A 25,763-nucleotide genomic window follows, 5' to 3' on the forward strand; every position below is an offset into this window, starting at 1 on the left:
TCGTATTCCACCTTTGCGTTACAAAAAAAAAAAAAAAAAAAACATTAAGTATTTTATGAATAACTTTTAAAACAAAAAAGCACTCCTTAATAACATCATTAAGAAGTGTTCATGGTTCATGGTTAGATTAGCAACGGGCATCGGAACCGATCTCGTCGCTTCATCTTTTCAAGAACCGTATGGTGAGCGGCACAAGCATTATCGTTTTCTGTCAAGGTGCTCTTCTGTTCTCTGCAATGACCTACTTACCCCTGTATGCTTGTATATGTTCGACGGGTTCAGCGTAAAGCAGTTACTAATCCCTATGATGTTATCCATGATTTGTGGTTCCGTGTTAATCGGATTTTTGCAGGCACGCTTCCAGGTTCGTACCGTGATGTTCACCAATATGGCGCTTGGAATCGGAACCTCCAATCTGCTCAATCTGCAGATGAAGTCATCGGTTGCAACCGCTGCCGAGAAATTCGGGCTCATTTGGAATGCTGATCCGAATCGCGATCCATTGAATCCCGATATCATATTTCGATAAGGATTATTTTGAACCGCAATTGGTTGCCTTCTATAAGCTCGCGATGGGCAATGCGATCAACCGGGGGTTTGCGCTTGCACTTGGCGTGACCATTATCGGCGCGATCGCCGCATTGACTGTAGGAGCGTCGAAGCTGCGTATGCGTTCCGATACCGCGTCAGATGTCACCGTCACCCAATATATTATTGATTGCAAAGTTCATTTAAGTGGTGAGTAATAATTTGTTCTGTTTTTTTAATTGTGAATATATCTGGTCTTAGTAGAGCATGTATGGATAAACCTTCAATGACTGCCGAAAGCCTTAGTTTTTCTATTTCAATATTTATGTCTTTATTTATATAGCCTGCTTTTATCAATATTTCAAGTACTGCTTCCATTAAAATATATACTCCTTCAGTAAGTTCATATTTTTTCTTTGTCAAAACTACGCTTGTAAGTGAGCGAATGGCGAAAACCAGCCAAACGCCAGTTTCAGTTTGTTTATCCCGATTCACAGGAACTAATTCTAACAATATCTCCTGTACTGCAATTAGAGGTTTTTTTGACCATGATTTATTATCCGACCGTTCTTTTCCTCGATCAAGAAAATAATCCATGATAAATAACAGCAATTCATCTTGGGTTGAGAAATAATGTCTTAACGCTCCGCTAGACATTCCAGCCTCAGATGCAATTCTTCGGATAGATGCTTTTTCAATTCCTTCCGTTTCAATAATTCTCCAAGCAATATCAGCAATATCTTTCTTTTTAATACTGTGATCAACAACCTTAGGCACCTAAACCACCTCTTGCTTTTATTTATCACACTGTGCTAATATGATTTTATCACAGTGTGATAAATAAATAAAGAAGGGGGGGTATAGATGCTTGAAATCATAGAATCATTGATTCCTGCAAACATAGATTTCACAACAGCTCTCCTCATTATTGCGCTTTGTGCATTCATTGACATCTTAAGCCCCGGGGTATTGGCCATCACAGCTTATATCCTTCTAATACAAAAAGAGAAATTAACATCGCGTTTAATCATTTTTTTATTATCGACACAAATTTGCTATTTTATGCTGGGTATCTTGGTTTACCTTGGAGTTGGGTCGATACTTGGTTTTATAGAAAGCACTTCCAACAATCAAATTTCAAGTTGGTTTTATACGATACTTGGTGCCATACTTGTACTGATAAGCTTTTATAAGCCTAAGAAACGAATGGAATCCCGATTTTGGGAATGGTTACCCAAGCAAGTGTCAATAAGAGCGATGATTGTACTTGGTATTATTGTATTTGCGATCGAGTTTACCACAGCTTTACCGTATTTCTACTCGATATTATTAATGGATGGTTTAGCGTTTAATACGGGTTTGTCCATAATTACTTTACTTGGTTATAACGTGCTTATGGTACTTCCTTCAATCTTACTATTGATCATTTATATTCTCTTTAGAAGCTGGATTCAAAATAAGCTCGAAAAACTAAGAACAAAATTATTAAAAGCCCCATTGTCTTCTGTATTAGTGGGAGTGGCCGTTATTGGGGCGGTTTTATTCAATATTGGCATTAGGGGAATTCTATAGTGATATTAGTTATTTGGAAGGAGATGTTGTGTTATGAAAGAGATTGCAAGCGGTGTAAGTCTACTTCTTTTAATTCAAGGAATTGGGGGCATTATAAATCGATTAGCAGGTGGAGGACCAAGTTGGTTTCTCGTAAATTACATCGATGTTTTGCAAGGGTATGAAATTATAGCCAGTATAGTTTTAGTTATACTTGGAGCAATTATTGGTGTAGGTTCTCTTAAAATAAAAGGTAGAGATGACTAACCTATTATCTTTTCAAGACTTCATAGTTATTGAACCTCCACAAGAAAATATTCCGCTAACGGATGAAAGTTCAATTAACCGCCTTTTCACAAAGGTGGTTTTCTTATGGTCACAAATCAACATTAGAATTTATAAAATAGCCTTTGTTTTAGGAAACGCGTTAGAATTCTTATTTTGCGCTTCCACAATGGAGTATCGAGGAAATATCAGTAAAACTGTATGCTACAAAAGCCCAATCAAAGTCGGGCTTTTGTAGCATTATAAATTTTGTTATTTCTCTGTTCCCAATTTAATTATTTGATTCGCTAAGCTCCAATTTGTGGGTTGAGCAATGATGCTTCCACCCTCAATCGACCCTCTGCTTTACCACTACTTGTGGTACGGTTCACCGTATCTTAATTTAGTCTAATAATAGCCCCGTAGACAAAATGTCTACGATAAAGCCCCTTAAACACCCTCAAAAAAGCGGATGTCTACGGTGGTCTACGAACTTGGACCAGCCTCCTGAGTGAAACATGGGTGCTGGCTCTTTCACATTCTTCCCATCCATTTTAGGCAAACCCCCTACAACCGTATGCTTTTGCGAATTTACATGGTGGAAGCGAGGGGAGTTGAACCCCTCTCCGAAGACTACGCCACAAAGACCTCTACGGGTGTAGTCACAGTTTTAATGTCGGCAAAAATCCATTAATCCGTAACGACTGGCATCAAAAGCTATACCGTGGCCCCTGCAACGCGGTACATTTTAGGTCAGCCGTTTATCTTCTTCAGACACCCCAGGCAAGATGTGACAGCCTATCCCGCTAGCGCTCTAATATTCTGCACACTTTCACCTTTGATATCATTCTACCATCCACTTCTTCGATCTTAAAAACTAACCCTTCGTACTCAATCGAATCTTTATCACCTATCATAGGGATACGCCCGATTTGTCCAATGATAAAACCACTTAACGTTTCGTATTTCTCAATCGGAAGATCTACGTTAAAATAATCCACAACGTCATCCAAACTTATACCTCCATTAACATAAAATGTGTTTTCATCTGCTTTAATGATATCTTTAACAATCTCATCATCCTCATCAAAAATTTCGCCTACTATTTCCTCCAATAAATCTTCATGGGTTACAATACCTGCCGTTCCCCCAAATTCGTCGATTATGACTGCAATATGAATTTTATTCTGCTGAAAATCCTTAAATAACTGGTCCATTGTCACAAACATGGATGCCATATAAGGAGTTCTGCAAACATTCCCTACATTAAATTCATTTGCATTATGAGACCCGCTTAAATATTCGATTAGATCCTTGGCATGCAGTATTCCAACGATATTATCAATATTCACTTCATATATAGGAACCCTAGAATATTTTTCTATGGTTACAACAGATACAACTTCTTCTAAAGAAGCATTAACTGGAATGGCAACTATATCGGTCCGATGAGTCATGACCTCATTTACTGTGATCGCTCTGCGTTTGATGATGCTTTGAATGATTTTGTTCTCATCTGCCTCAAAGACCCCTTCTTGCGTTCCTACATTGGCCAAAACAGATAATTCTTCCCTGCTTGTCGTTGTTTGCTCATGAGAGTTACTTGATATCATTTTTGTAATGTATTCAGACACGATAACTAAAGGATATGTGATATAAATTAAATATTGAATCAACTGAGCAGATACTAGCGCAAGGCTTCTCCAATACCTTGCACCAATCGTTTTCGGTATAATTTCTGAAAAAACAAGAATAAGAATAGTTAGTACAGCTGAGATGATTCCGAAGTACGCATCACCAAACACTTTAGTCGCTTGCGCCCCGACACCAGATGCACCAACGGTATGGGCTATAGTATTAAGCGTAAGAATTGCGGAAAGCGGACGATCCACATTCTTCTTCAAATCCATAAAAAGCCTAGCCCTTTTGTTGCCACTCTCCAACTTTACATTTAAATATGATGGAGTTGTTGATAATAAAACCGCCTCGAGCACCGAACAAAGAAAAGAAACACCTAAAGCAAGAAACAGATATATTAATAAGAGTGTCATTCTTTAACCTCTTTCGTTTATCGTTTATTGATGACAAAAAAGCATCTTCTATCAGTATTCATCACCATGTATTATGATTACCAATTCGCCTTGTTTGATGAATATATTATAGAACTAGGTTGCATAAAAAACAAAAACACCATCCTCATGCGGATGGTGTTCATGATGGTGGAGGCGAGGGGATTTGAACCCCTGTCCGAAGACTACGCCACATAGGCCTCTACGGGTGTAGTCACAGTTTTAATGTCGGCAAAGCAAACGCCCCGTAACCGGCTTTCGCTAGGCCCAGCCTGATTATCTTCTTCCGTCGACCCCAGGCGGAGACCGAGCGGCGTATCCCACTAAAGTTGAGCCCCTATCCTAGCACATGGGCGATGCGAGGCAGAAGCACGCTAACAGGTTATTAAGCTGCTAAAGCGTAGTTTGTTTGTTGTTTGCCATTTAATAGGCTTTAGCGTTTTTAAGTGGACGACTCCCCACTACCCGCAACCCATGCTCGTTCAATCCCCGTCGAATCCATAAACGCCCCCTAAATGGCTCTAAATTAGCTGTTATGCTAATGAGCAGATAAGGGCGCTTGCTTCTTCGCGAAGTAAGCACGGATTAAAATTGTTGCATCAGCATCACGATCTAGCCACCGACTATCTCGTTTTGCCTCCTCACTGATCATCTCGATCAGCTATGAACATAGTATAACATGAATGTCAGTACATTACACGTTGTAATCGCTGGAAGTAAGCGAAAACTTTGCTAGGGCGTGTATACAAACTTCGAAGGGAGCAGATAACGTCCTAACGAATAACCTTCTGCTTTTCACGCAATATACGCTGAATATCACGCTGTGAATCACGCTTCGCTGCAGACTCACGCTTATCATATTGCTTTTTACCTTTACCTAGACCGATTAGCAGCTTGGCATAGCCGTTGCGAATGTAAATCTTAAGCGGAACGATGGAATAGCCTTCCTGCTTCGCTTGACCATACAGCTTCGAAATTTGCGCCTTATGCATTAGCAGCTTTCTCGCTCGGGTCGGATCAGATGGGTTATGAATATTACCTTGTTCAAATGGGCTGACATGCATATTGTGAATGAAGATCTCGCCATTACGAATGGTCGCGAACGCATCATTAATATTTGCACGGCCGTTGCGGATCGATTTAATTTCCGTTCCTGTTAGCACCATGCCCGCTTCAAAGGTCTCTTCGATGAAATAGTCATGGGAAGCCTTTTTGTTTTGAGCAAGCGGCTTATCATTATTCTTTTGTTTTCCCATGCCCGTCACCTCTCTACATCATTCTCGTGGAATTATATTGTAGCAATTTGCACCTTTAAAATCAACAATCGTGCTGGTCTGAACAAGAAAGACCGCCCCACCGAGACGGTAAAGGACGGTCTTTCACACGCATTATGCGCAGGTTAGCTATTAAAGCTTAACTACGTTTTCTGCTTGTGGTCCGCGGTTGCCTTCAACTACGTTGAACTCAACTTGTTGGCCTTCTTCAAGAGTTTTGAAGCCTTCGCCAGTGATCGCGGAGAAGTGTACGAATACATCGTTACCGCCTTCTACTTCGATAAAGCCGTAGCCTTTTTCTGCGTTAAACCATTTAACTGTACCTTGTTGCATGTGAAATAGCCTCCTTAAGAGAAAAAAATTAAATAATATGCGCCTATTTCGTTGTAAAACAAAAAATTCACACATTGAAAAAGGTTCATTTGTTGCTGATGATACCCTTTTCAATATGTGAATTCAGGTAGTTCAAATCAGATAGCTTTAGTTTATAATAGGAATCAGGAAAAAGCAAGACTATTTGCCTCCTCCTGATTCAAAAAAATTACAATCGATTGATCCCCTCTATCAGCCGTTATTTCTTTCGAACAAAAGCTGACATGGACTTTTTCGCTTTTACCTTCTTCTTCTTTGCTTTGTTCGCAGATGCTGAATTGCCAGAAGAGCCTGTAGCCCCTCCATTAAACACACCGCTTTCTGACGTTTTCTTTTTGCGTTTATTGCCTAACGCAACACCTCTGCCACTACGATCTGTCGAAGCTCGGCTTCCTTTCTTCTGCTTAACCCCTGCATCGAATGGATTAGAATAGTAAGAGTCGTTCTCCGCACTGCGAATAAACTCTCCACTATGACCTGCCTCTTGATCATAAGCATCGAAATCTAACACTAATGGTTCATTTTCACTCCACGGACTGCTTTCTTTAGAAGTGTTCGCACTCGTCCGCGGACCACGTTTAAAGTCATTATTCTTTCTTCGACCCGTCCGTTGATCCCCACCACCTTGGCGTCCACCTTTGCCGCCACGGTTTTTGGAATAAGGACCCTCTGGTCGGTCATCCTCTTTACGCTTACGACGAGCTGCAGAGTAGTTTCCTCCACCGCCGCTTTGCTTCGTAAATTCGAAATCGATGGTATGATCGTTCATATTTACACGGCTTACGATGATTTCTACCTCATCACCGATACGGTAAATTCTTGATGTACGCTCGCCAACTAAGATCATGTGATCAGGGTGGAAATGGTAGTAATCATCGTGCATATCGCCTAGGCGAATTAAGCCTTCTACCGTATTTTCCAGCTCAACGAACAATCCAAAGCTCGTCACACTACTAATAATTCCGCTGAACGTTTCTCCAACTTTATCGAGCATATACTCACACTTCTTCAAGCGATCAGTATCTCTTTCCGCTTCAACCGCTACACGTTCACGCTGCGAGGCATGCTGAGCGATATCCTGCATCTTAGCGTTTAACGCATCCTGACGCTGTGGTGACAGTGTGCCTCCATTCTCGATGACCTCCCGAATCACTCGGTGAATCATTAAGTCTGGGTAACGCCGGATAGGCGATGTGAAATGCGTATAAAACTCTGCGGCTAGTCCAAAATGTCCTAGGCTTTGCGAGTCATACTTCGCTTGCTTCATCGAGCGAAGCATCATCGTCGAGATAACGGTCGCTTCCTTTGTGCCCTGGATTTTATCAAGCAGCGTTTGCAATGACCTAGGATGAACCGAGTTGCCTTTCCCTTTAACGATATGCCCAAAATTAGCAGCAAAGGTCATAAACGTTTGCAGCTTTTCTTGATCGGGATCTTCATGGATACGATAAATAAACGGCACCTTTAGCCAGAAGAAATGCTCAGCAACTGTCTCATTGGCTGCAAGCATGAATTCCTCAATAATTTGCTCAGCGATTGTACGCTCTCGCTTCACAATATCGACCGGCTTGCCTTGCTCATCGACAATGATCTTAGATTCCTGGAAATCGAAATCGATCGCACCGCGCTTCATACGCTTTCTACGCAAGCCTAAGGCAAGCTCCTCCATAAGCTTAAACATATCAAGCAAATCTGCATAGCGTTCCTTAAGCTCCGTTTCCGGATTTTCCTCATCAGCCTTCAAGATACGTCTAACATCGGCATACGTCATCCGTTCCGTAGTCCGAATAACACTCGTAAATATGTCATGGCGCACCTGTTTAAGTGTTCCTGGCTCAAACTCCATCTCACAGCTTAACGTTAAGCGATCTACCTTAGGGTTCAACGAGCAAATTCCGTTAGATAAGCGATGTGGCAGCATGGGTATGACACGGTCTACTAAGTAGACGCTTGTACCTCTGCGCAGCGCTTCCTGATCAAGTGCGGAACGTTCTTTTACATAATAGCCTACATCCGCAATATGCACGCCAAGCAGGTAATTCCCATTGTCTAGTCTTTTTATATGAACGGCATCATCCAGATCCTTCGCATCGGCACCGTCTATCGTCACAATAACCTCATTACGCAAATCACGTCGGCCTTGGCTAACAATCTCTTCTTCCGTAATGTGCTCAGGGGCAGCAATCGCCTCTGCCATTACTTCTTCCGGGAATTGCTCTGGCAGCTGATGCTTGCGAATAATAGATAAAATATCAACACCAGGATCATTTTTATGCCCTAAAATTTCAATAACTTCCCCTTCAGCCGCTGAGCGACCCTCTGGGTAGATCACTATTTCTACAACGACCTTCTGTCCAGTAACTGCCCCCATCGTTTTTGCTTTAGGTATAAAAATATCTCGATTAATTCGCTGGTCATCGGGCATGACAAATGCGAACGACTCGTGATCCTCAAGTACACCTACGACTTGAGTGATCGCTCGCTGTACGACACGTACAACCTCTCCTTCCATCCGTCCGCCAGCTTCACTTTTACTCGTTATGCGAACTAATACGACGTCTCCATTCATCGCACTTTTCAAATCATTCGCATGTAAATAAACGTCAGGGTGCTCACTGTCGTCTGGAATTAGGAAAGCAAAGCCCTTTGCATGTGCCTGTACTGTTCCTCTAAGTAAATTCATACGTTCTGGAACACCAAATCGTTCATTACGTGTACGAATGATCTTCCCTTGCTCTTCTAGAGCGACAAGCATTTTCAAAAAGCTCTTAAACTCAGCTGCATCGGTAATGTTAAAATGCTGCTCAAGCTCAGAATAGGTCATTGGCTTATAAGCAATTTCCTTCATAAATTCGAGCAATTGGCTCTCGTTTACCATTCTTTGGTCTCCTTTATAACTTAATTTTCAGCATATTCGACCGTTTAATTTAAGTATACACGAATCATCCGCATTGCATCCCTTTTTATTGAGAAAACAAAAAAAGCGAGGAAATCCTCGCTTTTTAATGTACGTTTATTGATTTAGAAAATACGAAACAACTAACGCCAAAATAAAGAAACCTGCTGCTAAACCTACTGTTAAACGCTCTAGAAACAAATCTAATCCGCGTGCTTTTTGTTTACCGAATAGATGCTCCGCACCACCTGAGATCGCACCAGATAGTCCAGCACTTTTACCTTTTTGAAGCAATACAGCTCCAATTAAGCCAAGCGCGAAGACGATAAGCAAAATTTTAAAAGCAACTGCCATTTCTTCCACCTCCAGCATAGCAATCCATACAAAAACAGATAATTTTATTGTAGCATACTAGGCTAAACGACACAATAGGACAGATTGGATAGTCGCTTACCAATATTGAGCACTGTGCTGTGCTCTGTCCATGTACGTATATCACCTGTTGCTTTGCGTGTTTGTATGAAATGACTGAGTATATAGGCCACTTGATTGTTGCATGGACGGCTGCATAGATGATTGTTGCTTAGAGGTTTCCAACAGCTGCGAGAGATATTGAAAGTTTTTTTCTGCATCTTCTAGTGCTTTGTTCTTATGAAACTGCTGCTCGATATACATCACCTTCGAATCTAAGTTTTTTAAGCTAGGCAACAATTTCTTGAAGTCAATCACACCATCCTCAAGTAAGCAATCTTTTCTCCCTTCTGTCATCGTACGGATATGCAGAAAGGGAGTTCTTGACTCATAACGATGGTAGATCTCCTTAGGATCTAAGCCACTTAGAAAGATCTTACTAAAGTCCAACTCAAGCAACAGCTGATCTTCACTTAATTTCTCAATCAGCTGATCCATTATATATTGCTCCTTGCTTATTTCTACAAACTCGCGGGTGAAATTGTGGAGCACGAGCTGAAGCTTTTGTTCCTCCGCAATTTTCACAAGGCGTTCAAGAAGCTGCTGAAAGAAGATGACCTCATGTTCCTTAATATCTTCACGAATAGGCAGCCATGGAACCACAATATAGCTTGCTCCAGTCTCGGAAACAAATTTAGCCGATCGTCCAAAATCCTTTTCGATCATTTTCTCATCATATATACGCAGAGGAACATGAACGGAAGGCACCTTTAGATCCAACCTTTTTAACATCCTTCGCAGCATGGAGGGCTTATACGTATAATATCCAATGAGCTCAATGGATTGATAACCGATTTCTCTAATTTTTTTGAGCGTATGAACCAAATCATCCTCTGCAACATGTTTCACCGAATACATTTGCAATCCAAGCTGATATTCCATAACAGAACACCTCTTTATGTCATAATCGTATGCCTACATTATGACCTACTACAAAAAATTCATGCGATCACGTCAGTGTGTGCGAATATGGCGAGCACAAATAAAAAAGCACTATGCCGCAATGAACGGCATAGTGCTTTTTGTATATTGCTTATTTGAATTTTTTAAGGTTGTAGAACGCTGATTTACCTGCATATTGTGCAGTTGAACCAAGTTGATCTTCGATACGAAGCAATTGGTTGTATTTCGCAACGCGGTCTGTACGAGAAGGAGCACCCGTTTTGATCTGACCAGCGTTAGTCGCAACAGCGATATCAGCAATTGTGCTGTCTTCTGATTCACCAGAACGGTGAGAAATTACTGCTGTATAACCAGCACGTTTAGCCATTTCGATAGCATCGAATGTTTCAGTCAATGTACCGATTTGGTTAACTTTAACTAGGATAGAGTTACCTACGCCTTTGTCGATACCGTCAGATAGACGCTCAGTGTTTGTTACGAATAGATCGTCACCAACCAACTGTACTTTTTTGCCTAGGCGGTCAGTAAGAAGCTTCCAACCTTCCCAGTCATCCTCTGAACAACCATCTTCAATTGTGATGATTGGATATTTATCAACCCAAGATTCAAGAAGGTCAACGAACTCAGCAGAAGTGAAGGATTTGCCTTCGCCAGCAAGCACGTATTTACCGTCTTTGAAGAACTCAGTAGAAGCAACGTCCATACCTAGGAATACATCTTCACCTGGCTTGTAGCCCGCGCGCTCAATTGCAGAGATAATTGTTGTGATTGCTTCTTCGTTAGATCCAAGGTTAGGAGCAAAACCACCTTCGTCACCTACAGCAGTGTTAAGACCTTTGTCATGAAGAACTGCTTTAAGGTTGTGGAAGATTTCCGCACCGATGCGTAGCGCTTCTTTGAAGTTTTCTGCACCAACTGGAAGAACCATAAACTCTTGAACGTCGATGTTGTTGTCCGCATGCTCACCACCATTGATGATGTTCATCATTGGAACTGGAAGAACTTTTGCGTTGAATCCGCCAAGATATGTGTAAAGAGGTACATCTAGAGCATCAGCAGCAGCACGAGCAACAGCCATAGAAACAGCAAGAATTGCGTTCGCACCTAGCTTGCCTTTGTTGTGAGTACCGTCTAATTGAATCATTTTACGGTCGATTGCTACTTGATCAAGAGCGTCAAGACCGATGATTTCTGGAGCGATGATCGTATTTACGTTTTCAACCGCTGTAAGTACACCTTTACCAAGGTAGCGAGATTTATCGCCATCGCGAAGCTCAACAGCCTCGTAAGCACCAGTAGATGCACCAGATGGAACGATTGCACGGCCTTTGCCGCCAGATTCAAGAGAAACTTCAACTTCTACAGTTGGATTACCACGCGAGTCAAGAACTTCACGTGCGTATACGTCAACGATGATAGACATTTAGTGTAACACTCCTTTTGTTTTTATATTATTATTGTACATGTAATGACCTTACTTAATCAATGTAGAACCTGTCATTTCTTCTGGTTTCTCAAGATTAAGCAGTGAAAGCATCGTCGGAGCGATATCCGCTAGAATACCGTCATTGCGAAGCTCGATATCTTGCTTTGTTACGATAAATGGAACAGGGTTTGTTGTATGTGCAGTATGCGGGTTGCCATTCTCATCAAACACCATATCAGCGTTACCATGGTCAGCGGTAATAATACACACACCACCTGCTGCATGAACAGCCTCTACCACTTTACCTACACATTCATCTGTTGCTTCTACCGCTTTAATTGTTGGCTCAAGCATACCTGAGTGACCAACCATATCAGGGTTAGCAAAGTTAATAATAATAACATCATGCTTATCCGCTTCGATCTCACGAACAGTAGATTCTGCAAGCTCATAAGCGCTCATCTCAGGCTGCAGATCATAGGTTGCAACCTTTGGTGAATTGATCAACACGCGCGTTTCACCAGGCAGTTCTTTATCACGACCACCACTGAAGAAGAACGTAACGTGAGGATATTTTTCTGTTTCCGCTGTACGAAGCTGCGTCAAATTGTTCTGCGCAAGCACTTCACCAAGCGTATTATCAAGGTTTTTAGGTGAGTATGCAACTAACCCTCCAACCGTTTCACTAAACAGCGTTAAGCATACATAGAATAAGTCTTTTGGCTGCTTGTCGCCGCGATCGAATCCACGGAAATCCTCGTTCGTGAATACCTGTGACAATTGAATCGCACGGTCAGGACGGAAGTTACAGAAGATAACAGAGTCTTGATCTTCAACTGTCGCAACAGGTGCCCCTTGATCATCTACGATAACTGTTGGCAAGAAGAACTCGTCATAGACTTCCTTCGCATAGGAATCTTTAACCGCTTGTAATGGATTAGTCGCTTTTTCTCCTTCTCCATATACGAGGGCGCGGTAGGTTTTTTCTACGCGCTCCCAGCGCTTATCACGATCCATCGCATAGTAGCGTCCAGAAAGCGTTGCAATTTTACCTACGCCTAGCTCAGCAATCTTTTGTTGCAGGTGCTCTACGAACCCTTCACCGCTGCTTGGAGATACATCACGACCATCAAGGAAGCCATGTATATAAACATCACTAAAGCCTTGACGTTTTGAAGTTTCCAGCAATGCAACAATATGATCGATGTGGCTATGCACGCCGCCATTGGATAGCAGGCCGTAGATATGAAGCTTTTTACCGTTCTCTTTCGCATTGCTAATTGCTTTAATGAAGGTTTCATTTTCGAAAAATTCACCATCGCGAATTGATTTTGTAATGCGAGTTAGATCCTGGTAAACAATACGACCAGCACCGATGTTTAAGTGACCTACCTCAGAGTTACCCATTTGTCCCTCTGGTAGACCTACTGCTTCACCGCAAGCAACCAAAGTTGTGTTTGGATATTGCTGAAGATAACGATCATAGTTCGGCTTTTTAGCTTGAGCAACAGCGTTACCCACTACATCATTACGAAGACCAAAGCCGTCCATAATAATTAAAGCTACTGGTTTACGATTAGCCATCTTACTTGGCCCCCTCAACAAGTGCTACATAGGAGTCTGGCTCAAGGCTTGCACCGCCAACTAGCGCGCCATCAATATCCTGTTGACCAAGATATTCAGCAACGTTGTTTGGCTTTACACTACCGCCATATTGAATACGTACTGCGTCTGCAGTCGCTTGATCATAAAGCTCAGCTACTACGCTACGCACATAACCAATAACATCCTGTGCATCTGCGCTAGTAGAGGATTTACCTGTACCGATAGCCCATACTGGCTCGTATGCGATAACAGATTGTGCTGCCTGCTCAGCAGAGATGCCTTCGTATGCAGCTACCGTTTGAGTACGGCAAACATCTTTTGTCGTACCTGCTTCACGCTCTTCAAGATTTTCACCGATACAAATGATCGGTACTAGGCTATGTTTGAATGCAGCATGAACCTTCTTGTTTACTGTTTCATCTGTCTCAGCGAAGTATTGACGACGCTCAGAGTGACCGATCAATACATATTTTACACCTAGATCCTTCAGCATAACGCCGCTGATCTCACCAGTGAATGCACCGTTATCTTCAAAGTGAAGATTTTGAGCACCGATTGCGATCGATGTACCTTTCGCTGCTTCTACAAGCGCTGGTAGGTTAGTAAATGGTGCACAGATAACACTTTCTACACCTGCAACCTCAGCTTTACCCTTCACAGCTTCAAAGAAAGCTACAGACTCAGAAACCGTCTTAAACATTTTCCAGTTACCTGCAATAATAGGTGTTCTGCTCATTTTTAGTCCTCCTCAAAACTTTTTTGATGCATTCCTAAGAACTTCTATGCAAAAAAAGTTACTTCGGAAGCATTACCACTTTTTTGATGCATTCGTAAGAACCTCTTCGTGAGAAAAAGTTACCTCGGAAGCATTAACCAAAACTTTTTGATGCATTCCTAAGAACCTCTTCGTGAGAAAAAGTTACTTCGGAAGCATGCTGGTCATTAACAGTCCTCAAGGATGTACAATCCATCGCTGGATCACACATCCTTAATCGGGCTAATCTTATTTATCGTTAAGAGCTACAACGCCTGGAAGAGCTTTACCTTCCATGAACTCAAGGGAAGCACCGCCACCAGTAGAGATGAAGTTCATGCGATCAGCTAGGCCGAATTTTTCAGCTGCTGCTGCAGAATCACCGCCACCGATAACTGTGTAGCCTTCAGTTTCAGCTGTAGCTTGAGCTACTGCACGTGTACCATGAGAGAATGGCTCGATTTCGAATACGCCCATCGGACCGTTCCATACTACTAGCTTAGAGTTTTTAATAACGTCAGCGTAGATTTCACGAGTTTTTGGACCGATATCGATACCTTCCATGTCTGCAGGAATGCTATCTACAGGAACAATTTTAGTATTCGCGTTTGCACTGAATTCATCTGTAACAACGATATCCACTGGCAAATACAAGTTTTTGCCTGCTTTTTTCGCTTTTTCAATAAATTCAAGCGTTAGTTCTAGCTTACTGCTATCAAGCAAAGATTGACCGATTTCATAGCCTTGTGCCTTGAAGAATGTGTAGGATAGACCGCCACCGATAATGATGTTATCTGCGATTTCAATCATTTTTTCGATTACAGCAATTTTATCCTTAACTTTAGAACCACCAACAATCGCTGTAAATGGACGCTCAGGGTTGTTAAGAGCTTTACCTAGTACATCAAGCTCTTTCTCCATAAGCAAGCCAGATACTGCTGGTAGATGATGTGCAATACCTTCTGTAGAAGCATGCGCACGGTGAGCAGCACCAAATGCATCGTTAACGAAAAGATCAGCAAGCTCAGCGAATTGCTTCGCAAGTTCTGCGTCATTTTTCTCTTCGCCAGGGTAGAAACGCACGTTTTCAAGAAGTAGAACATCTCCGTTTTGCATGTCAGCGATTTGAGCTTTAACAGCATCGCCTACAGCTTCATTAGCTTTAACAACTGGTTTGCCAAGAAGTTCGGAAAGACGTGCCGCACTAGCAGTGTGACGTAGCTCTTCTACAACCTCGCCATTTGGACGGCCCAAGTGGCTCGCAAGAATGACTTTAGCACCTTTTTCAATGAGGTAGTTGATCGTTGGCAACGTTTCACGAATACGCTTGTCGTCAGTAATAGCACCGTTTTCTAGTGGCACGTTAAAATCGACACGCACGAATACTTTTTTACCAGCTAAATCAGCCACGTCGCGAATACTTTTTTTATTCATGGATTAGCCTCCCAATGATTTGATTATGCAATATAAAAGCAGGCGTCCTTCCTAGGGAAGAAACGCCTGCTTATAACTAGCCTCTTTTACGCTCATGCGTTCAGTAAGGCTAAGGACCGACATCTTCATGAAGAGTCATGCCCGTCGGCTTTCTTTCCTTATAGACCTTTTGCAGCGATGTAAGCAGCTAGGTCAACTACGCGGTTAGAATAACCCCACTCGTTGTCGTACCAAGAAACAACTTTAACCATGTTACCTTCAACAACCATTGTAGAAAGAGCATCGATTGTAGAAGAAGCAGGGTCACCATTGTAGTCAGAAGATACAAGTGGCTCATCGCTGTAGTTAAGGATGCCTTTAAGAGCGCCGTTAGCAGCTTCTTTAAGAGCAGCGTTAACTTCTTCAACAGTTACGTCAACTTTAAGCTCTGCAACTAGGTCAGTTACAGAAACGTTAGGTGTAGGTACACGCATAGCCATACCGTTCAATTTACCTTTAAGCTCAGGCAATACTAGAGAAACTGCTTTAGCCGCACCAGTAGAAGATGGGATAATGTTCTCAGCAGCTGCACGAGCACGACGAAGGTCTTTATGTGGTACGTCTAGTACAGATTGGTCGTTAGTGTAAGAATGAATTGTTGTCATCATACCTTTAACGATTCCGAATTTATCATTCAATACTTTAGCGAAAGGCGCCAAGCAGTTTGTAGTACAAGAAGCGTTAGAAATAACTGTATGGCTAGCAGCATCGTATTTATCTTCGTTAACACCCATAACGATTGTAATATCTTCGTTAGTAGCTGGAGCAGAGATGATAACTTTTTTAGCGCCGCCTTGAAGGTGAGCTTCAGCTTTTTCTTTAGCTGTGAAGATACCTGTAGATTCAACTACGATTTCCGCACCTACAGAACCCCAAGGAAGATCAGCAGGGTTGCGCTCAGCGAATACTTTGATTTCTTTACCGTTAACGATAAGAGCGCCTTCTTTAGCTTCTACAGTACCGTCGAATTTACCGTGAGTCGTATCATATTTTAGCAAGTGAGCCAAAGTGTTAACGTCTGTAAGATCGTTTACTGCTACTACCTCAACGTTAGGATTGCTGAATGAAGCACGAAATACGTTACGACCGATACGGCCGAAACCATTGATACCAATTTTAACCATTGTTATTTCCTCCTAGTCATTTGGCAAATTTAATTTATTGCAAGACGAGTGTAATTGAATTACATTTCGTCATAATGCCCATTACTTTCATTAATCCGAATAAGCTCAAGCGCTGCACTTTCATCCGTGACGAGTGCGTGATTATGACCAGATCGCATAATCGCATCCATAGCAGCAGCTTTACTCGCTCCACCAGCTACCGCAATAATACATTCGATCTGGGCGATATCTTCTAATCGCATGCCCACAGTTTTCATCTTATGGACTGGCTCGCCATGCTTATTAAAGTAGAAGCCGAATGACTCAGCAAGCGCTCCTTCTGCAACCATCTTGCGTACTTCTTCAGGATCAGTTTTTCTTCGCCTTGCCATTACAGTAGCGTCACCAATACCGTGAATAAAAATTCTTGCATTCCGGATGACTTCGACAATTTCTTTAATGGTAGGCTCTTGCATCATGGATTCATACGCTTCCTCACTGATATGGTCAGGAACGTGAAGCAATCGATAATGGCCGCCTGTACGCTTAGCCATCGTAGATGCAATTGTATTCGCCTGATAATCCAGACTTTCACCTAAACCACCACGTGCTGGTACGAATACAACATCCTTTATTGTGCTTGGTAAGCTTAAATAATTTGCAACCTGAGCTGTCGTAGTGCCACCTGAGACCGCGATTACATCTCCTGATCTAATAACTCGCTTCAGAAGTAAACCGGCAGCTCTTCCAAGCTCACGCTTCGACGCCTCAGACTGCTCTGAATTACCTGGAACTACAATGACGTGCTGCAAGCCATACAATGTCTGAAGCTTTTTTTCTAGATCTGAGCTAACAAAAACATGTGGATCAAGCTGTTCTAATTGCTCTAGCACCTTCTTACCATCTTCGCTTAGCGACATGCCTGAAGGTGAGATCAATAAAAGCCCCTGTTCCTTTAACAGCTCCGTTTCCGCTCGCAGTACACGTTCTGTCATCGCCATCACATTAGCGAGTGCTCGACGCCCGATTGTTCCTGCTAGCATTACTTGCTGTAAAATCTTGTAGCGTTTGCTCATCACATCTAAAAGCTCAGGTACTAGCTGCCGCTGCAGTTCAATAAGCTGTCGCATTATACCATCACTCCGCGTGAACTATATTGGAAACACCCGACGTGGACGAAAATTGTCCCTGTGGTATTATTTAAGTCCCACATATATTGTACCTAATCTTTAACAGCATCGCAAGTGCGCTTTTACGATGTAAACGATTACTTATTCAATTTATGTATAAAGATATTTGATACAGTTTGAGTTTTACCATTGAGAATCCTAGTTATACTTTCGAATATCGCTTATGCAAAAAGGCATGAATAGGTTTTGATCGGATAAACACTTGATTCATTGAATAAAATCCAATACAATATAGTAGTTGCGCCCGTGGTCCAATGGATATGACGTAGGCCTCCGGAGCCTGAGATCTAGGTTCGATTCCTAGCGGGCGCGCCACTTACATACGTATAACATCATTAATGTTCATAGAATAAAGGGCAGTGCAATCATCTCCCCAGAATAAAACAGGATGGAAAATGACTATATCTCATTTTTCTATCCTGTTTTTTTTATTCATAGCAATGAAGGTGATGTACATTTAGAGTGTTTAGCTACTAGCAAATCAGGTCATACTATGTAACGTAGAAGTGAGTTTGACCATCTTTGACTTTTAACAAAATTTCTATTATTATAAATTACATACTACTAAATAGGAGGATTGGTTAATATGAACTTTGTGCCTATGGTTATCGAACAAAGTAATCGTGGAGAACGCTCTTATGACATTTATTCTCGTTTGTTAAAAGACCGTATTATTATGCTTGGCTCTGGTGTTAACGACGTTGTGGCCAATTCTATTATTGCGCAGTTGCTTTTCTTGGCTGCTGAAGATCCAGAGAAGGATATTCATCTATATATCAACTCTCCTGGCGGTTCCATTACTGCTGGTATGGCCATTTACGATACGATGCAATATATTAAGCCCGATGTATCTACGATCTGCGTAGGTATGGCTGCTTCAATGGGTGCTTTTCTACTAACAGCTGGAGCGAAAGGCAAGCGCTTTGCATTGCCAAATAGCGAAGTTATGATTCATCAGCCGCTAGGTGGTGCTGAAGGTCAAGCGAGCGACATCGCGATTCGCGCAAAACGTATCATCAATATGCGTGAAAAGCTAAATCAAATTTTAGCTGATCGCTCTGGTCAGCCTATTGAGCGAATTAATCAAGATACAGATCGCGATTACTTTATGAGCGCACAAGAAGCTGTCGAATACGGCTTGATTGATAAAGTAATTGAAAGAGTTAACTAATTAACCATTCAGGTTGATTTGTCTCTGCTTGTACAGATCTTGCAGGACTGCAGTTCATCGGTTGTTCAGATGCAGCTGCAGTCCTTTTTATTTCACCTTTCTTATGTAGCGTGTAACCGCACATATCCAGCCAACAACGGTATAGTTCACCATGGCTATATAGCATCAGCATCATAAATCCCAATCCATCACTTTCTACATAAACAAACACACTTTCTACATAAACAAACAACATAAACTAAGTCAATAAAGCCCATATCATTTATCACATTTAATAATCCACTGCTCATTGTGATAAAAATCACATATCTATTTCTGACTGTCATATATGATGAAATTGTAATAGATCACAGTACGACTTGCATTGTTGGAGGAGTCAATATGGAGACAGAAGCATTATATCAAGTTGAAAAGCTGGCATTAAAAAAACTGAAAATTTACGATCAAAGTATTCTGCGCTATCTATTGCGTTCAATGGTTGCGAGTATGTTTATCGGCTTCGGCGTTATCGTTGCCTTTAAGACAGCAAGCTTCTTTTACGAGGTCCATTCTCCTTTTACGTATCCAGCAGCTGCTTTGACATTTTGTATAGCCATCATATTAATTTCTTACGGTGGCGGTGATTTATTCACAGGAAATACGTTCTACCTTAGCTTTGGCGCACTTCGCAAAAAGTTAAGCTGGAATAAGGTTCTACGATTGTTGTTGTTGAGCTATGTCGGCAATATCATCGGAGCTATCTTCTTTGCAGTGTTCACATGGGCTACGGGATTATTTGATAGTGAGCAAATTCATGGATTTTTGTTGAAGGTGGCACACAATAAAGTCGATGCATCGCTTATGGAGATTTTTTTTCGAGGCATATTATGTAATTGGCTTGTCTGCCTAGCGTTCTTCGTTCCCTTCATGATGAAAGCCGATGGAGCAAAAATGCTAGTTATGATTTTATTAGTGTTCAGTTTCTTCATTGCAGGTTTTGAACATAGCATAGCGAATATGTCTGTATTTGCCATTTCTATTGCAGCACAAGGCTGGGGAGCTTTGACGATCGAACAGATTTTACACAATTTAATTCCCGCTACATTAGGCAATATTATAGGCGGCAGTGTATTTATGGCTATGTTTTACTACTATATTAACAAACCTTATTTTAATGAAAGTGGGGATGACGTATGAAAACGAGAAAAGTTGTAGTTATTGGTGCAGGTTTTGTTGGTTCTACAACCGCCTATACACTAATGTTACGTAATCGTGTCAATGAGCTAGTATTAATCGATGTCAATCATAAGAAAGCTGCGGGAGATGCACTGGATATTAACCATGGTATGCCTTATATCGGAGGGGCAAAGCTATGGGCAGGCAGCTACGAGGACTGTGCAGGAGCTGAGATCATCATTATTACAGCAGGTGCAGCACAACGTCCTGGCGAGACGCGTACTGATTTGTTAAAGCGTAATGCAGATATTTTCGATAGCATCATTAAACAAATCCTACCTTACAACAAGGAAGCCATTCTGTTAATTGCTACGAATCCAGTTGATATTATGGCATACGTTACACTTAAGAAATCTGGCTGGCCTGTTAACCGTGTTATCGGCTCTGGTACATTGCTGGATAGCGGACGCTTCCGCTATCTAATCGGTAAGGAGCTAAAGATCGATCCGCGCAGCGTGCATGCTCATATTATTGGAGAGCATGGTGATTCTGAGCTTCCAGTATGGAGCCTTGCTAACGTTGCTGGTGTTGACATCGAGCTTGATGAAGAGACGAAGGAAAACCTCTTCCTACAAACACGTGATGCCGCCTATGAAATTATTGAAGCAAAAGGCGCTACCTATTATGCGATTGCGCTTGCCCTTGACCGAATTGTTACAGCAATATTAGATGATGAGGGCGCAGTACTCAATGTATCTACGCTGCTAGATAATTATTGCGGAGTTTCTGATGTCTATCTTGGCGTACCGTGCATCGTCGACCGAAGCGGTGTTCGTAAAGCGCTGGAGCTTACGCTTACGAGTGAAGAGCAGGCTTTATTCGAAAAGTCTGCGAATAAACTGAAGGAGCTCATTAAAAGCATTGAGCTTGACGATTAAATCCGAATAAGTCCGATTAATTAAAGAGGCTGCCAATGATCCTAACATGAGGATAATTGGCAGCCTTTATTACATGAATTATTGGTTTTCGAGCTCTTCCTTGCTTACAAGTGCAATCAGTGCATTAACCGCTTGCTCTGCGTCAGAACCATCAGCACTAATTGTAATTTCTGTGCCTGAGCTAATTGCAAGACTCATGATTCCCATGATCGACTTAGCGTTCACTTTCTTCTCGTCTTTTTCCACAAAAACCTCAGAGGAAAATTTGTTCGCTTCTTGTACGAATAACGCTGCAGGTCTAGCATGTAAACCTGTTTTCAAACGAACAACTACTGGAAGCCTTGCCATGAAAAACATACCCCCTATATTTAAAGTCAAATATGATAATCGGACATTTAGAGCTTTATTAGTTATTATACCATTTTAAGCCCATTTCTACTAGGTTAAAGTTGAGCCATTCCTTATTTTTTCTGCCATCTCGTCAATTTTACGTAAACGATGATTCACACCTGACTTACTTACCTTAACCTTTAACAGCTCTCCAACCTCAGTTAGATTAAGATCAGGATGTGCCAATCGTATTTCAGCAACCTCACGTATTTTTTCTGGCAGATTCTCCAGTCCAATTTCTTTTTGCAGCAATTTTATATTATCGATTTGTCTGACCGCAGCCCCAATCGTTTTATTCAAATTCGCCGTCTCACAATTTACGATTCGATTCACTGAGTTACGCATATCTCGCATGATGCGGACATCCTCAAACTTGAACAATGCTTGATGCGCACCAATAATGTTGAGTAGCTCGATGATTTTCTCGCCTTCCTTGATATAAAAAATAAAACCTTTTTTTCGTTCGATGCAACGAGCATTTAGATTAAAGCCATTAGCAAGCTCAACAAGTGCTTGGCAATGCTCCTCATACATAGATGCGATCTCCAGATGATAGGAAGACCCCTCTGGATTATTTACAGAGCCGCCAGCTAGAAACGCGCCACGAAGATAGGAACGCTTACAGCAGTTTTTGCGGATAATGTTGCGATCAATGCCCGAGTTAAACATAAAGCCTTCCGAAACAATACTTAGATCGGTCAACATGTCCTGCACTTTCTCTGGCAAACGAACAATATACACATTATTTTTTTTCAAGCGCATTTTTTTACGTACAAGTAATTCAACATGAACATCAAAATGCTTTTTTATGAGCGTGTAAATGCGGCGTGCTATTGCGGCATTCTCTGTTGAGATGTCCAATACGACCTTGCGGCTTGATAAGCTAACAGCGCCATTCATCCGAATCAATGCGGCAAGCTCCGCCCGCTCACAGCACGGCTCCGTTTCGACCATCGTTAATTCTTTCTTTGTTTGTGCCGCAAAAGACATGCTGCTCTCACCTCTTTCTAAGCATCCAGTTTTCAACCAATTTATAGATATGATGACTTAATCGCTCTGCATCATGTCGTAAAAACGTCCGGAATAGAACGAGTTGATCGGCAATAACCTGATAACCGCGCTTTGTAACCTCGTCTATGTCCAACTGGACGGCTTTTGCTCCAATTTCCGCATACTTACTTTCTACATGTGGCGGTATTTCTCCGTTATTAACGATTACATAATCGAATAAATGATGACCGATATGATCATAAATTGCATCCAGATGATCGCTTACAGAATAATTGTCAGTTTCCCCAGGTTGAGTCATTACGTTGCATACAAATAATTTGACAGCGTCCGATTCAACAATTGCCTGTGCCAGCTTCGGAACGATCAAATTCGGCATAATGCTTGTATATAAGCTTCCTGGTCCGATTAAGATGGCATCAGCCTGTTCCAGTGCCTCAACAGCCTCTGGCAAAGCTTCAACATCCTGCGGCTCTAAGAATACACGTTTAATTGATCCATTAGCCTTAGGAATCATCGATTCACCGGTCACAATCGTTCCGTCGCTCATCTCCGCCTTTAGTACAATGGCACGATTAGCAGCTGGCAGCACCTTGCCTCGAACAGCAAGCACCTGCGACAGCTGTTTAATACCTGTTACAAAATCCCCAGAAATATCTGTCATTGCGGCTAGCATTAAATTACCGAGCGTATGACCTGCAAGTCCTGTACCATTCGTAAAACGATACTGCAATACCTCAGCAAGCAGTGGTTCCGCGTCCGCCAATGCGGATAACACATTACGTATATCTCCTGGCGGAGGAATATGCAGCTCATTACGCAATATACCAGAACTGCCACCATCATCTGCAACCGTTACAATTGCAGTTATATCAAGAGGCTTTTCCTTCAAGCCTCTTAGCATAACGGAAAGACCTGTGCCGCCACCAATCACTACGATTTTGGGACGTCTAACGACCTTTTGCACGATATGCATGCTCCCCTCTCATTATGTCCTGTCGCGCTCTGAATCACGATGGCTTACACGTATTTGCTCCGAGTCCTTCAACTTTAAATATTTGCCCAAATACTCGGAAATCGCTACTGAACGATGCTTTCCTCCGGTGCAGCCAATTCCTATGACGACCTGACTCTTTCCTTCTTCATCATATTGTGGAATCAGATATTCAAGCATGTCGACGAGCTTTGAGAGAAAGGTGTGCGTTTCAGGCCATTTCATAACATATTCATAGACATCCGGATGTTGACCTGTATTTGGTCTTAGCTCATCAATATAATGCGGATTAGGTAAAAATCGAACATCAAATACAAGGTCAGCATCAAGAGGAATTCCATACTTAAAGCCGAAGGATGTAATATTAACAATAAGAGAACGCTGCTGCGTCTGACCAAAATGATTGATTAAACGCTCCTTCAGCATTGCCGGCTTCAGATCACTTGTATTAATCGTTAAAGACGCTTTCCCTTTTAGGTCTTCCAGCAGTGCACGCTCTGCTTTTATCCCTTCAAGCGGCATGCTTTGCTGAGACATCGGGTGTCTGCGTCTGCTTTCCTTATATCTTCGAACGAGCGTTTCATCACTTGCATCTAAAAATAAAATCTCACAATTAATCGTATGATGCTCGTTCATATATTCTAACGCTTCAGAAAGTGCAGTAAAAAACTCACGCCCCCGCAAGTCAATGACAAGGGCTACCTTCCCAATCTTACCGTTTGATTGTTCTATCAACTCGGCAAACTTTGGAATGAGCACCGGTGGCAAATTATCCACGCAGAAAAAGCCTAGATCCTCTAAGCTTTGCACCGCGATCGTTTTACCTGCTCCCGACATCCCCGTAATAATAACTAGCTGGGACAAATTCGTTGCTGGTTCCATGAGCAACACCTACTATCCTCTTAAAATTAAACCTGCAGCACCTACAATACCTGCGTTATTACCAAGAACAGCTGGGACAATCTTCACATTTTCCTTCGAAGCGTCCTGTGTATACTTATCAAATACTTCACGGATTTGATCGAATAGGAAGTCTCCAGCCTTCGACACTCCTCCGCCAACAATAAAGCATTCTGGATTTAAGATAACAGCCATCATTGCCATCGAACGACCTAGATAATAAGCTGCGCGCGCAACAATACGAGTGGCAACCTCATCTCCTGCTTTTGCAGCATCCAGAACATCCTTCGCCATAATCTTCTCTACGTTAGAAAGCGTCGTACGATCACCTCGCGCAACCGCTTCCTCCGCCATACGAATAATACCCGTTGCAGAAGAAACCGTTTCAAGACAACCCACCTTGCCGCAGCCGCACTGAATCGCTTCAAGATCGGGAACGATCGCCATATGACCAAGCTCACCGGCTACACTTTGAAAGCCTTCAACAATTTTACCGTCAATAATAATTCCGCCGCCTACACCTGTTCCAAGTGTATACATCACGCAGTTAGCGATTCCACGACCTGCCCCTGCCCAAGCTTCACCTAGTGCAGCCACATTCGCATCGTTGTTTACTTTAATAGGCACTTGGAGTTCCTTCTCTAAAGCACCCTTTATATCAACATCGTTTATATATAGATTCGGTGAGTGCTTCATATAGCCATTAGGAATATCTAAAAATCCAGCAATTCCGATGCCAGCACCTTCTACTTGTTCCCATGAATAAGAGGACTCTTCAACAATTTGTTTTACGTATTTCGCAATGTTATGAAGAATAGCATCTGACCCTTTGTCGACCTCTGTTGGTCCTTCAAAGGTTTGTAATAAGTTACCTTCAGCATCGCAAATACCAAGCTTAATCGTCGTACCGCCTACATCAACACCAACATAAATTTTTTCGGACATGACTCCACCTCATTCATATATAAAGTTCCATTTCAACTATAAGCGTTCCGTCGTTTACGGTCAAGCATGACCACAGCAAGCAAAATCGCTAGTCATTAGGTTCAAATTCGAAGTCGAAATAACCCTCAGTTCACGCATCGTGATCAAAGCCGAACTTTTTGAACTACCTCTTCAATAAAGGTTCAAAAATTCGGCTTTCAGCACCAAAGCGTACGTTTTGGGTACGTGAGCACCACAAGGCCAAGCTGAATTCAAAATTCGACGTCGACTAAGCCCACAGTATAACATCGTGATCAAAGCCGAACTATTTGGACTACCTCTTCAATAAAGGTTCAAAAATTCGGCTTTCAGCACCGAGAAGTTTGAAAGAAGCGCAGGCCTGA

The 25,763-nt window shown here is 42.1% G+C and carries 24 protein-coding genes, 1 tRNA gene and 1 other RNA gene; 7 read left to right on the forward strand and 19 right to left on the reverse strand.

From position 1 onward, the window contains the following. Positions 1 to 304 precede the first annotated feature (304 nt). The gene (locus tag M3180_RS20650) at positions 305 to 529 is read left to right on the forward strand and encodes a hypothetical protein (RefSeq protein ID WP_251671012.1); all 225 of its coding nucleotides are present in this window, start codon (positions 305 to 307) and stop codon (positions 527 to 529) included. A 182-nt stretch (positions 530 to 711) separates the two neighbouring features. Here M3180_RS20650 and M3180_RS20655 read toward each other — a convergent pair whose 3' ends face one another. Beyond that, complete coding sequence (locus tag M3180_RS20655) at positions 712 to 1,305, reverse strand: TetR/AcrR family transcriptional regulator (RefSeq protein WP_251671014.1); 594 nt, start codon at positions 1,303 to 1,305, stop codon at positions 712 to 714. Positions 1,306 to 1,392: 87 nt separating this feature from the next. Here M3180_RS20655 and M3180_RS20660 point away from each other — a divergent pair, with 87 nt between their 5' ends. Further along, positions 1,393 to 2,100, forward strand: a complete 708-nt coding sequence (locus tag M3180_RS20660; protein WP_251671016.1) for a GAP family protein — start codon at positions 1,393 to 1,395, stop codon at positions 2,098 to 2,100. A 33-nt stretch (positions 2,101 to 2,133) separates the two neighbouring features. After that, positions 2,134 to 2,346, forward strand: coding sequence for a hypothetical protein (locus M3180_RS20665; RefSeq protein ID WP_251671017.1), 213 nt, complete (start codon positions 2,134 to 2,136; stop codon positions 2,344 to 2,346). 803 nt (positions 2,347 to 3,149) lie between these two features. On the opposite strand, the gene M3180_RS20670 is transcribed toward M3180_RS20665, so the two are convergent. From M3180_RS20670 to M3180_RS20730, 13 genes are all read right to left on the reverse strand, one after another. Further along, complete coding sequence (locus tag M3180_RS20670) at positions 3,150 to 4,394, reverse strand: hemolysin family protein (RefSeq protein WP_251671018.1); 1,245 nt, start codon at positions 4,392 to 4,394, stop codon at positions 3,150 to 3,152. Between the two features lie 166 nt (positions 4,395 to 4,560). Further along, positions 4,561 to 4,924, reverse strand: a transfer-messenger RNA (tmRNA) gene (gene ssrA / locus M3180_RS20675). 261 nt (positions 4,925 to 5,185) lie between these two features. After that, positions 5,186 to 5,668, reverse strand: a complete 483-nt coding sequence (smpB, locus tag M3180_RS20680) for an SsrA-binding protein SmpB (protein WP_251671023.1) — start codon at positions 5,666 to 5,668, stop codon at positions 5,186 to 5,188. Between the two features lie 150 nt (positions 5,669 to 5,818). Next, positions 5,819 to 6,019: a cold-shock protein gene (locus M3180_RS20685; RefSeq protein WP_251671024.1), complete on the reverse strand. Its 201-nt coding sequence runs from the start codon at positions 6,017 to 6,019 to the stop codon at positions 5,819 to 5,821. Between the two features lie 238 nt (positions 6,020 to 6,257). Beyond that, positions 6,258 to 8,936, reverse strand: coding sequence for a ribonuclease R (gene rnr / locus M3180_RS20690; RefSeq protein WP_251671025.1), 2,679 nt, complete (start codon positions 8,934 to 8,936; stop codon positions 6,258 to 6,260). A gap of 135 nt (positions 8,937 to 9,071) precedes the next feature. Next, positions 9,072 to 9,308, reverse strand: a complete 237-nt coding sequence (gene secG / locus M3180_RS20695) for a preprotein translocase subunit SecG (protein ID WP_251671026.1) — start codon at positions 9,306 to 9,308, stop codon at positions 9,072 to 9,074. Positions 9,309 to 9,449: 141 nt separating this feature from the next. Beyond that, positions 9,450 to 10,307 carry a sugar phosphate isomerase/epimerase family protein gene (locus tag M3180_RS20700; RefSeq protein ID WP_251671027.1) on the reverse strand — a complete coding sequence of 286 codons (858 nt, stop codon included), beginning with the start codon at positions 10,305 to 10,307 and terminating at the stop codon, positions 9,450 to 9,452. A 151-nt stretch (positions 10,308 to 10,458) separates the two neighbouring features. Next, entirely contained in the window at positions 10,459 to 11,751 is a 1,293-nt protein-coding gene (gene eno, locus M3180_RS20705; RefSeq protein ID WP_251671028.1) for a phosphopyruvate hydratase, read from the reverse strand. 51 nt (positions 11,752 to 11,802) lie between these two features. Next, positions 11,803 to 13,338, reverse strand: coding sequence for a 2,3-bisphosphoglycerate-independent phosphoglycerate mutase (gene gpmI, locus M3180_RS20710; protein ID WP_251671030.1), 1,536 nt, complete (start codon positions 13,336 to 13,338; stop codon positions 11,803 to 11,805). A gap of 1 nt (position 13,339) precedes the next feature. Further along, positions 13,340 to 14,095 (reverse strand): triose-phosphate isomerase, encoded by a 756-nt coding sequence (gene tpiA / locus M3180_RS20715; RefSeq protein ID WP_251671032.1) that lies wholly within the window; start codon positions 14,093 to 14,095, stop codon positions 13,340 to 13,342. 267 nt (positions 14,096 to 14,362) lie between these two features. Beyond that, positions 14,363 to 15,547: a phosphoglycerate kinase gene (locus tag M3180_RS20720; protein WP_251671034.1), complete on the reverse strand. Its 1,185-nt coding sequence runs from the start codon at positions 15,545 to 15,547 to the stop codon at positions 14,363 to 14,365. Between the two features lie 158 nt (positions 15,548 to 15,705). Next, positions 15,706 to 16,710 carry a type I glyceraldehyde-3-phosphate dehydrogenase gene (gene gap, locus M3180_RS20725; RefSeq protein WP_251671035.1) on the reverse strand — a complete coding sequence of 335 codons (1,005 nt, stop codon included), beginning with the start codon at positions 16,708 to 16,710 and terminating at the stop codon, positions 15,706 to 15,708. Positions 16,711 to 16,769: 59 nt separating this feature from the next. After that, on the reverse strand, positions 16,770 to 17,819 hold the full coding sequence (locus tag M3180_RS20730; protein ID WP_251671037.1) for a sugar-binding transcriptional regulator: 1,050 nt from the start codon (positions 17,817 to 17,819) through the stop codon (positions 16,770 to 16,772). Between the two features lie 300 nt (positions 17,820 to 18,119). On the opposite strand from M3180_RS20730, the gene M3180_RS20735 reads away from it, so the two are divergent. The 4 genes from M3180_RS20735 (at position 18,120) to M3180_RS20750 (ending at position 21,143) form a co-directional block, all read left to right on the forward strand. Beyond that, a tRNA-Arg gene (locus tag M3180_RS20735) sits at positions 18,120 to 18,194 on the forward strand. Positions 18,195 to 18,465: 271 nt separating this feature from the next. Further along, positions 18,466 to 19,050 (forward strand): ATP-dependent Clp endopeptidase proteolytic subunit ClpP, encoded by a 585-nt coding sequence (gene clpP, locus M3180_RS20740; protein WP_251671039.1) that lies wholly within the window; start codon positions 18,466 to 18,468, stop codon positions 19,048 to 19,050. A gap of 381 nt (positions 19,051 to 19,431) precedes the next feature. Further along, the gene (locus tag M3180_RS20745) at positions 19,432 to 20,226 is read left to right on the forward strand and encodes a formate/nitrite transporter family protein (RefSeq protein WP_251671041.1); all 795 of its coding nucleotides are present in this window, start codon (positions 19,432 to 19,434) and stop codon (positions 20,224 to 20,226) included. Next, the gene (locus M3180_RS20750) at positions 20,223 to 21,143 is read left to right on the forward strand and encodes an L-lactate dehydrogenase (protein ID WP_251671043.1); all 921 of its coding nucleotides are present in this window, start codon (positions 20,223 to 20,225) and stop codon (positions 21,141 to 21,143) included. The genes M3180_RS20745 and M3180_RS20750 overlap by 4 nt, the downstream gene beginning before the upstream one ends. 78 nt (positions 21,144 to 21,221) lie before the next feature. Here the strand turns inward: M3180_RS20750 and M3180_RS20755 are convergent, their stop codons facing one another. From M3180_RS20755 to M3180_RS20775, 5 genes are all read right to left on the reverse strand, one after another. After that, a complete protein-coding gene (locus M3180_RS20755) occupies positions 21,222 to 21,491 on the reverse strand; it encodes an HPr family phosphocarrier protein (RefSeq protein ID WP_251671044.1) in 270 nt (89 codons plus the stop codon). Positions 21,492 to 21,581: 90 nt separating this feature from the next. Then, entirely contained in the window at positions 21,582 to 22,523 is a 942-nt protein-coding gene (gene whiA / locus M3180_RS20760) for a DNA-binding protein WhiA (protein WP_251671046.1), read from the reverse strand. Positions 22,524 to 22,530: 7 nt separating this feature from the next. Then, a complete protein-coding gene (locus M3180_RS20765) occupies positions 22,531 to 23,517 on the reverse strand; it encodes a gluconeogenesis factor YvcK family protein (protein ID WP_251671048.1) in 987 nt (328 codons plus the stop codon). 12 nt (positions 23,518 to 23,529) lie between these two features. After that, complete coding sequence (gene rapZ, locus M3180_RS20770) at positions 23,530 to 24,417, reverse strand: RNase adapter RapZ (RefSeq protein WP_251671050.1); 888 nt, start codon at positions 24,415 to 24,417, stop codon at positions 23,530 to 23,532. A gap of 12 nt (positions 24,418 to 24,429) precedes the next feature. Continuing rightward, a complete protein-coding gene (locus M3180_RS20775; protein ID WP_251671058.1) occupies positions 24,430 to 25,380 on the reverse strand; it encodes an ROK family glucokinase in 951 nt (316 codons plus the stop codon). Positions 25,381 to 25,763 lie beyond the last annotated feature (383 nt).

Source organism: Paenibacillus camelliae, from assembly GCF_023715345.1.
GTDB classification, from domain to species: Bacteria; Bacillota; Bacilli; order Paenibacillales; family Paenibacillaceae; genus Pristimantibacillus; species Pristimantibacillus camelliae.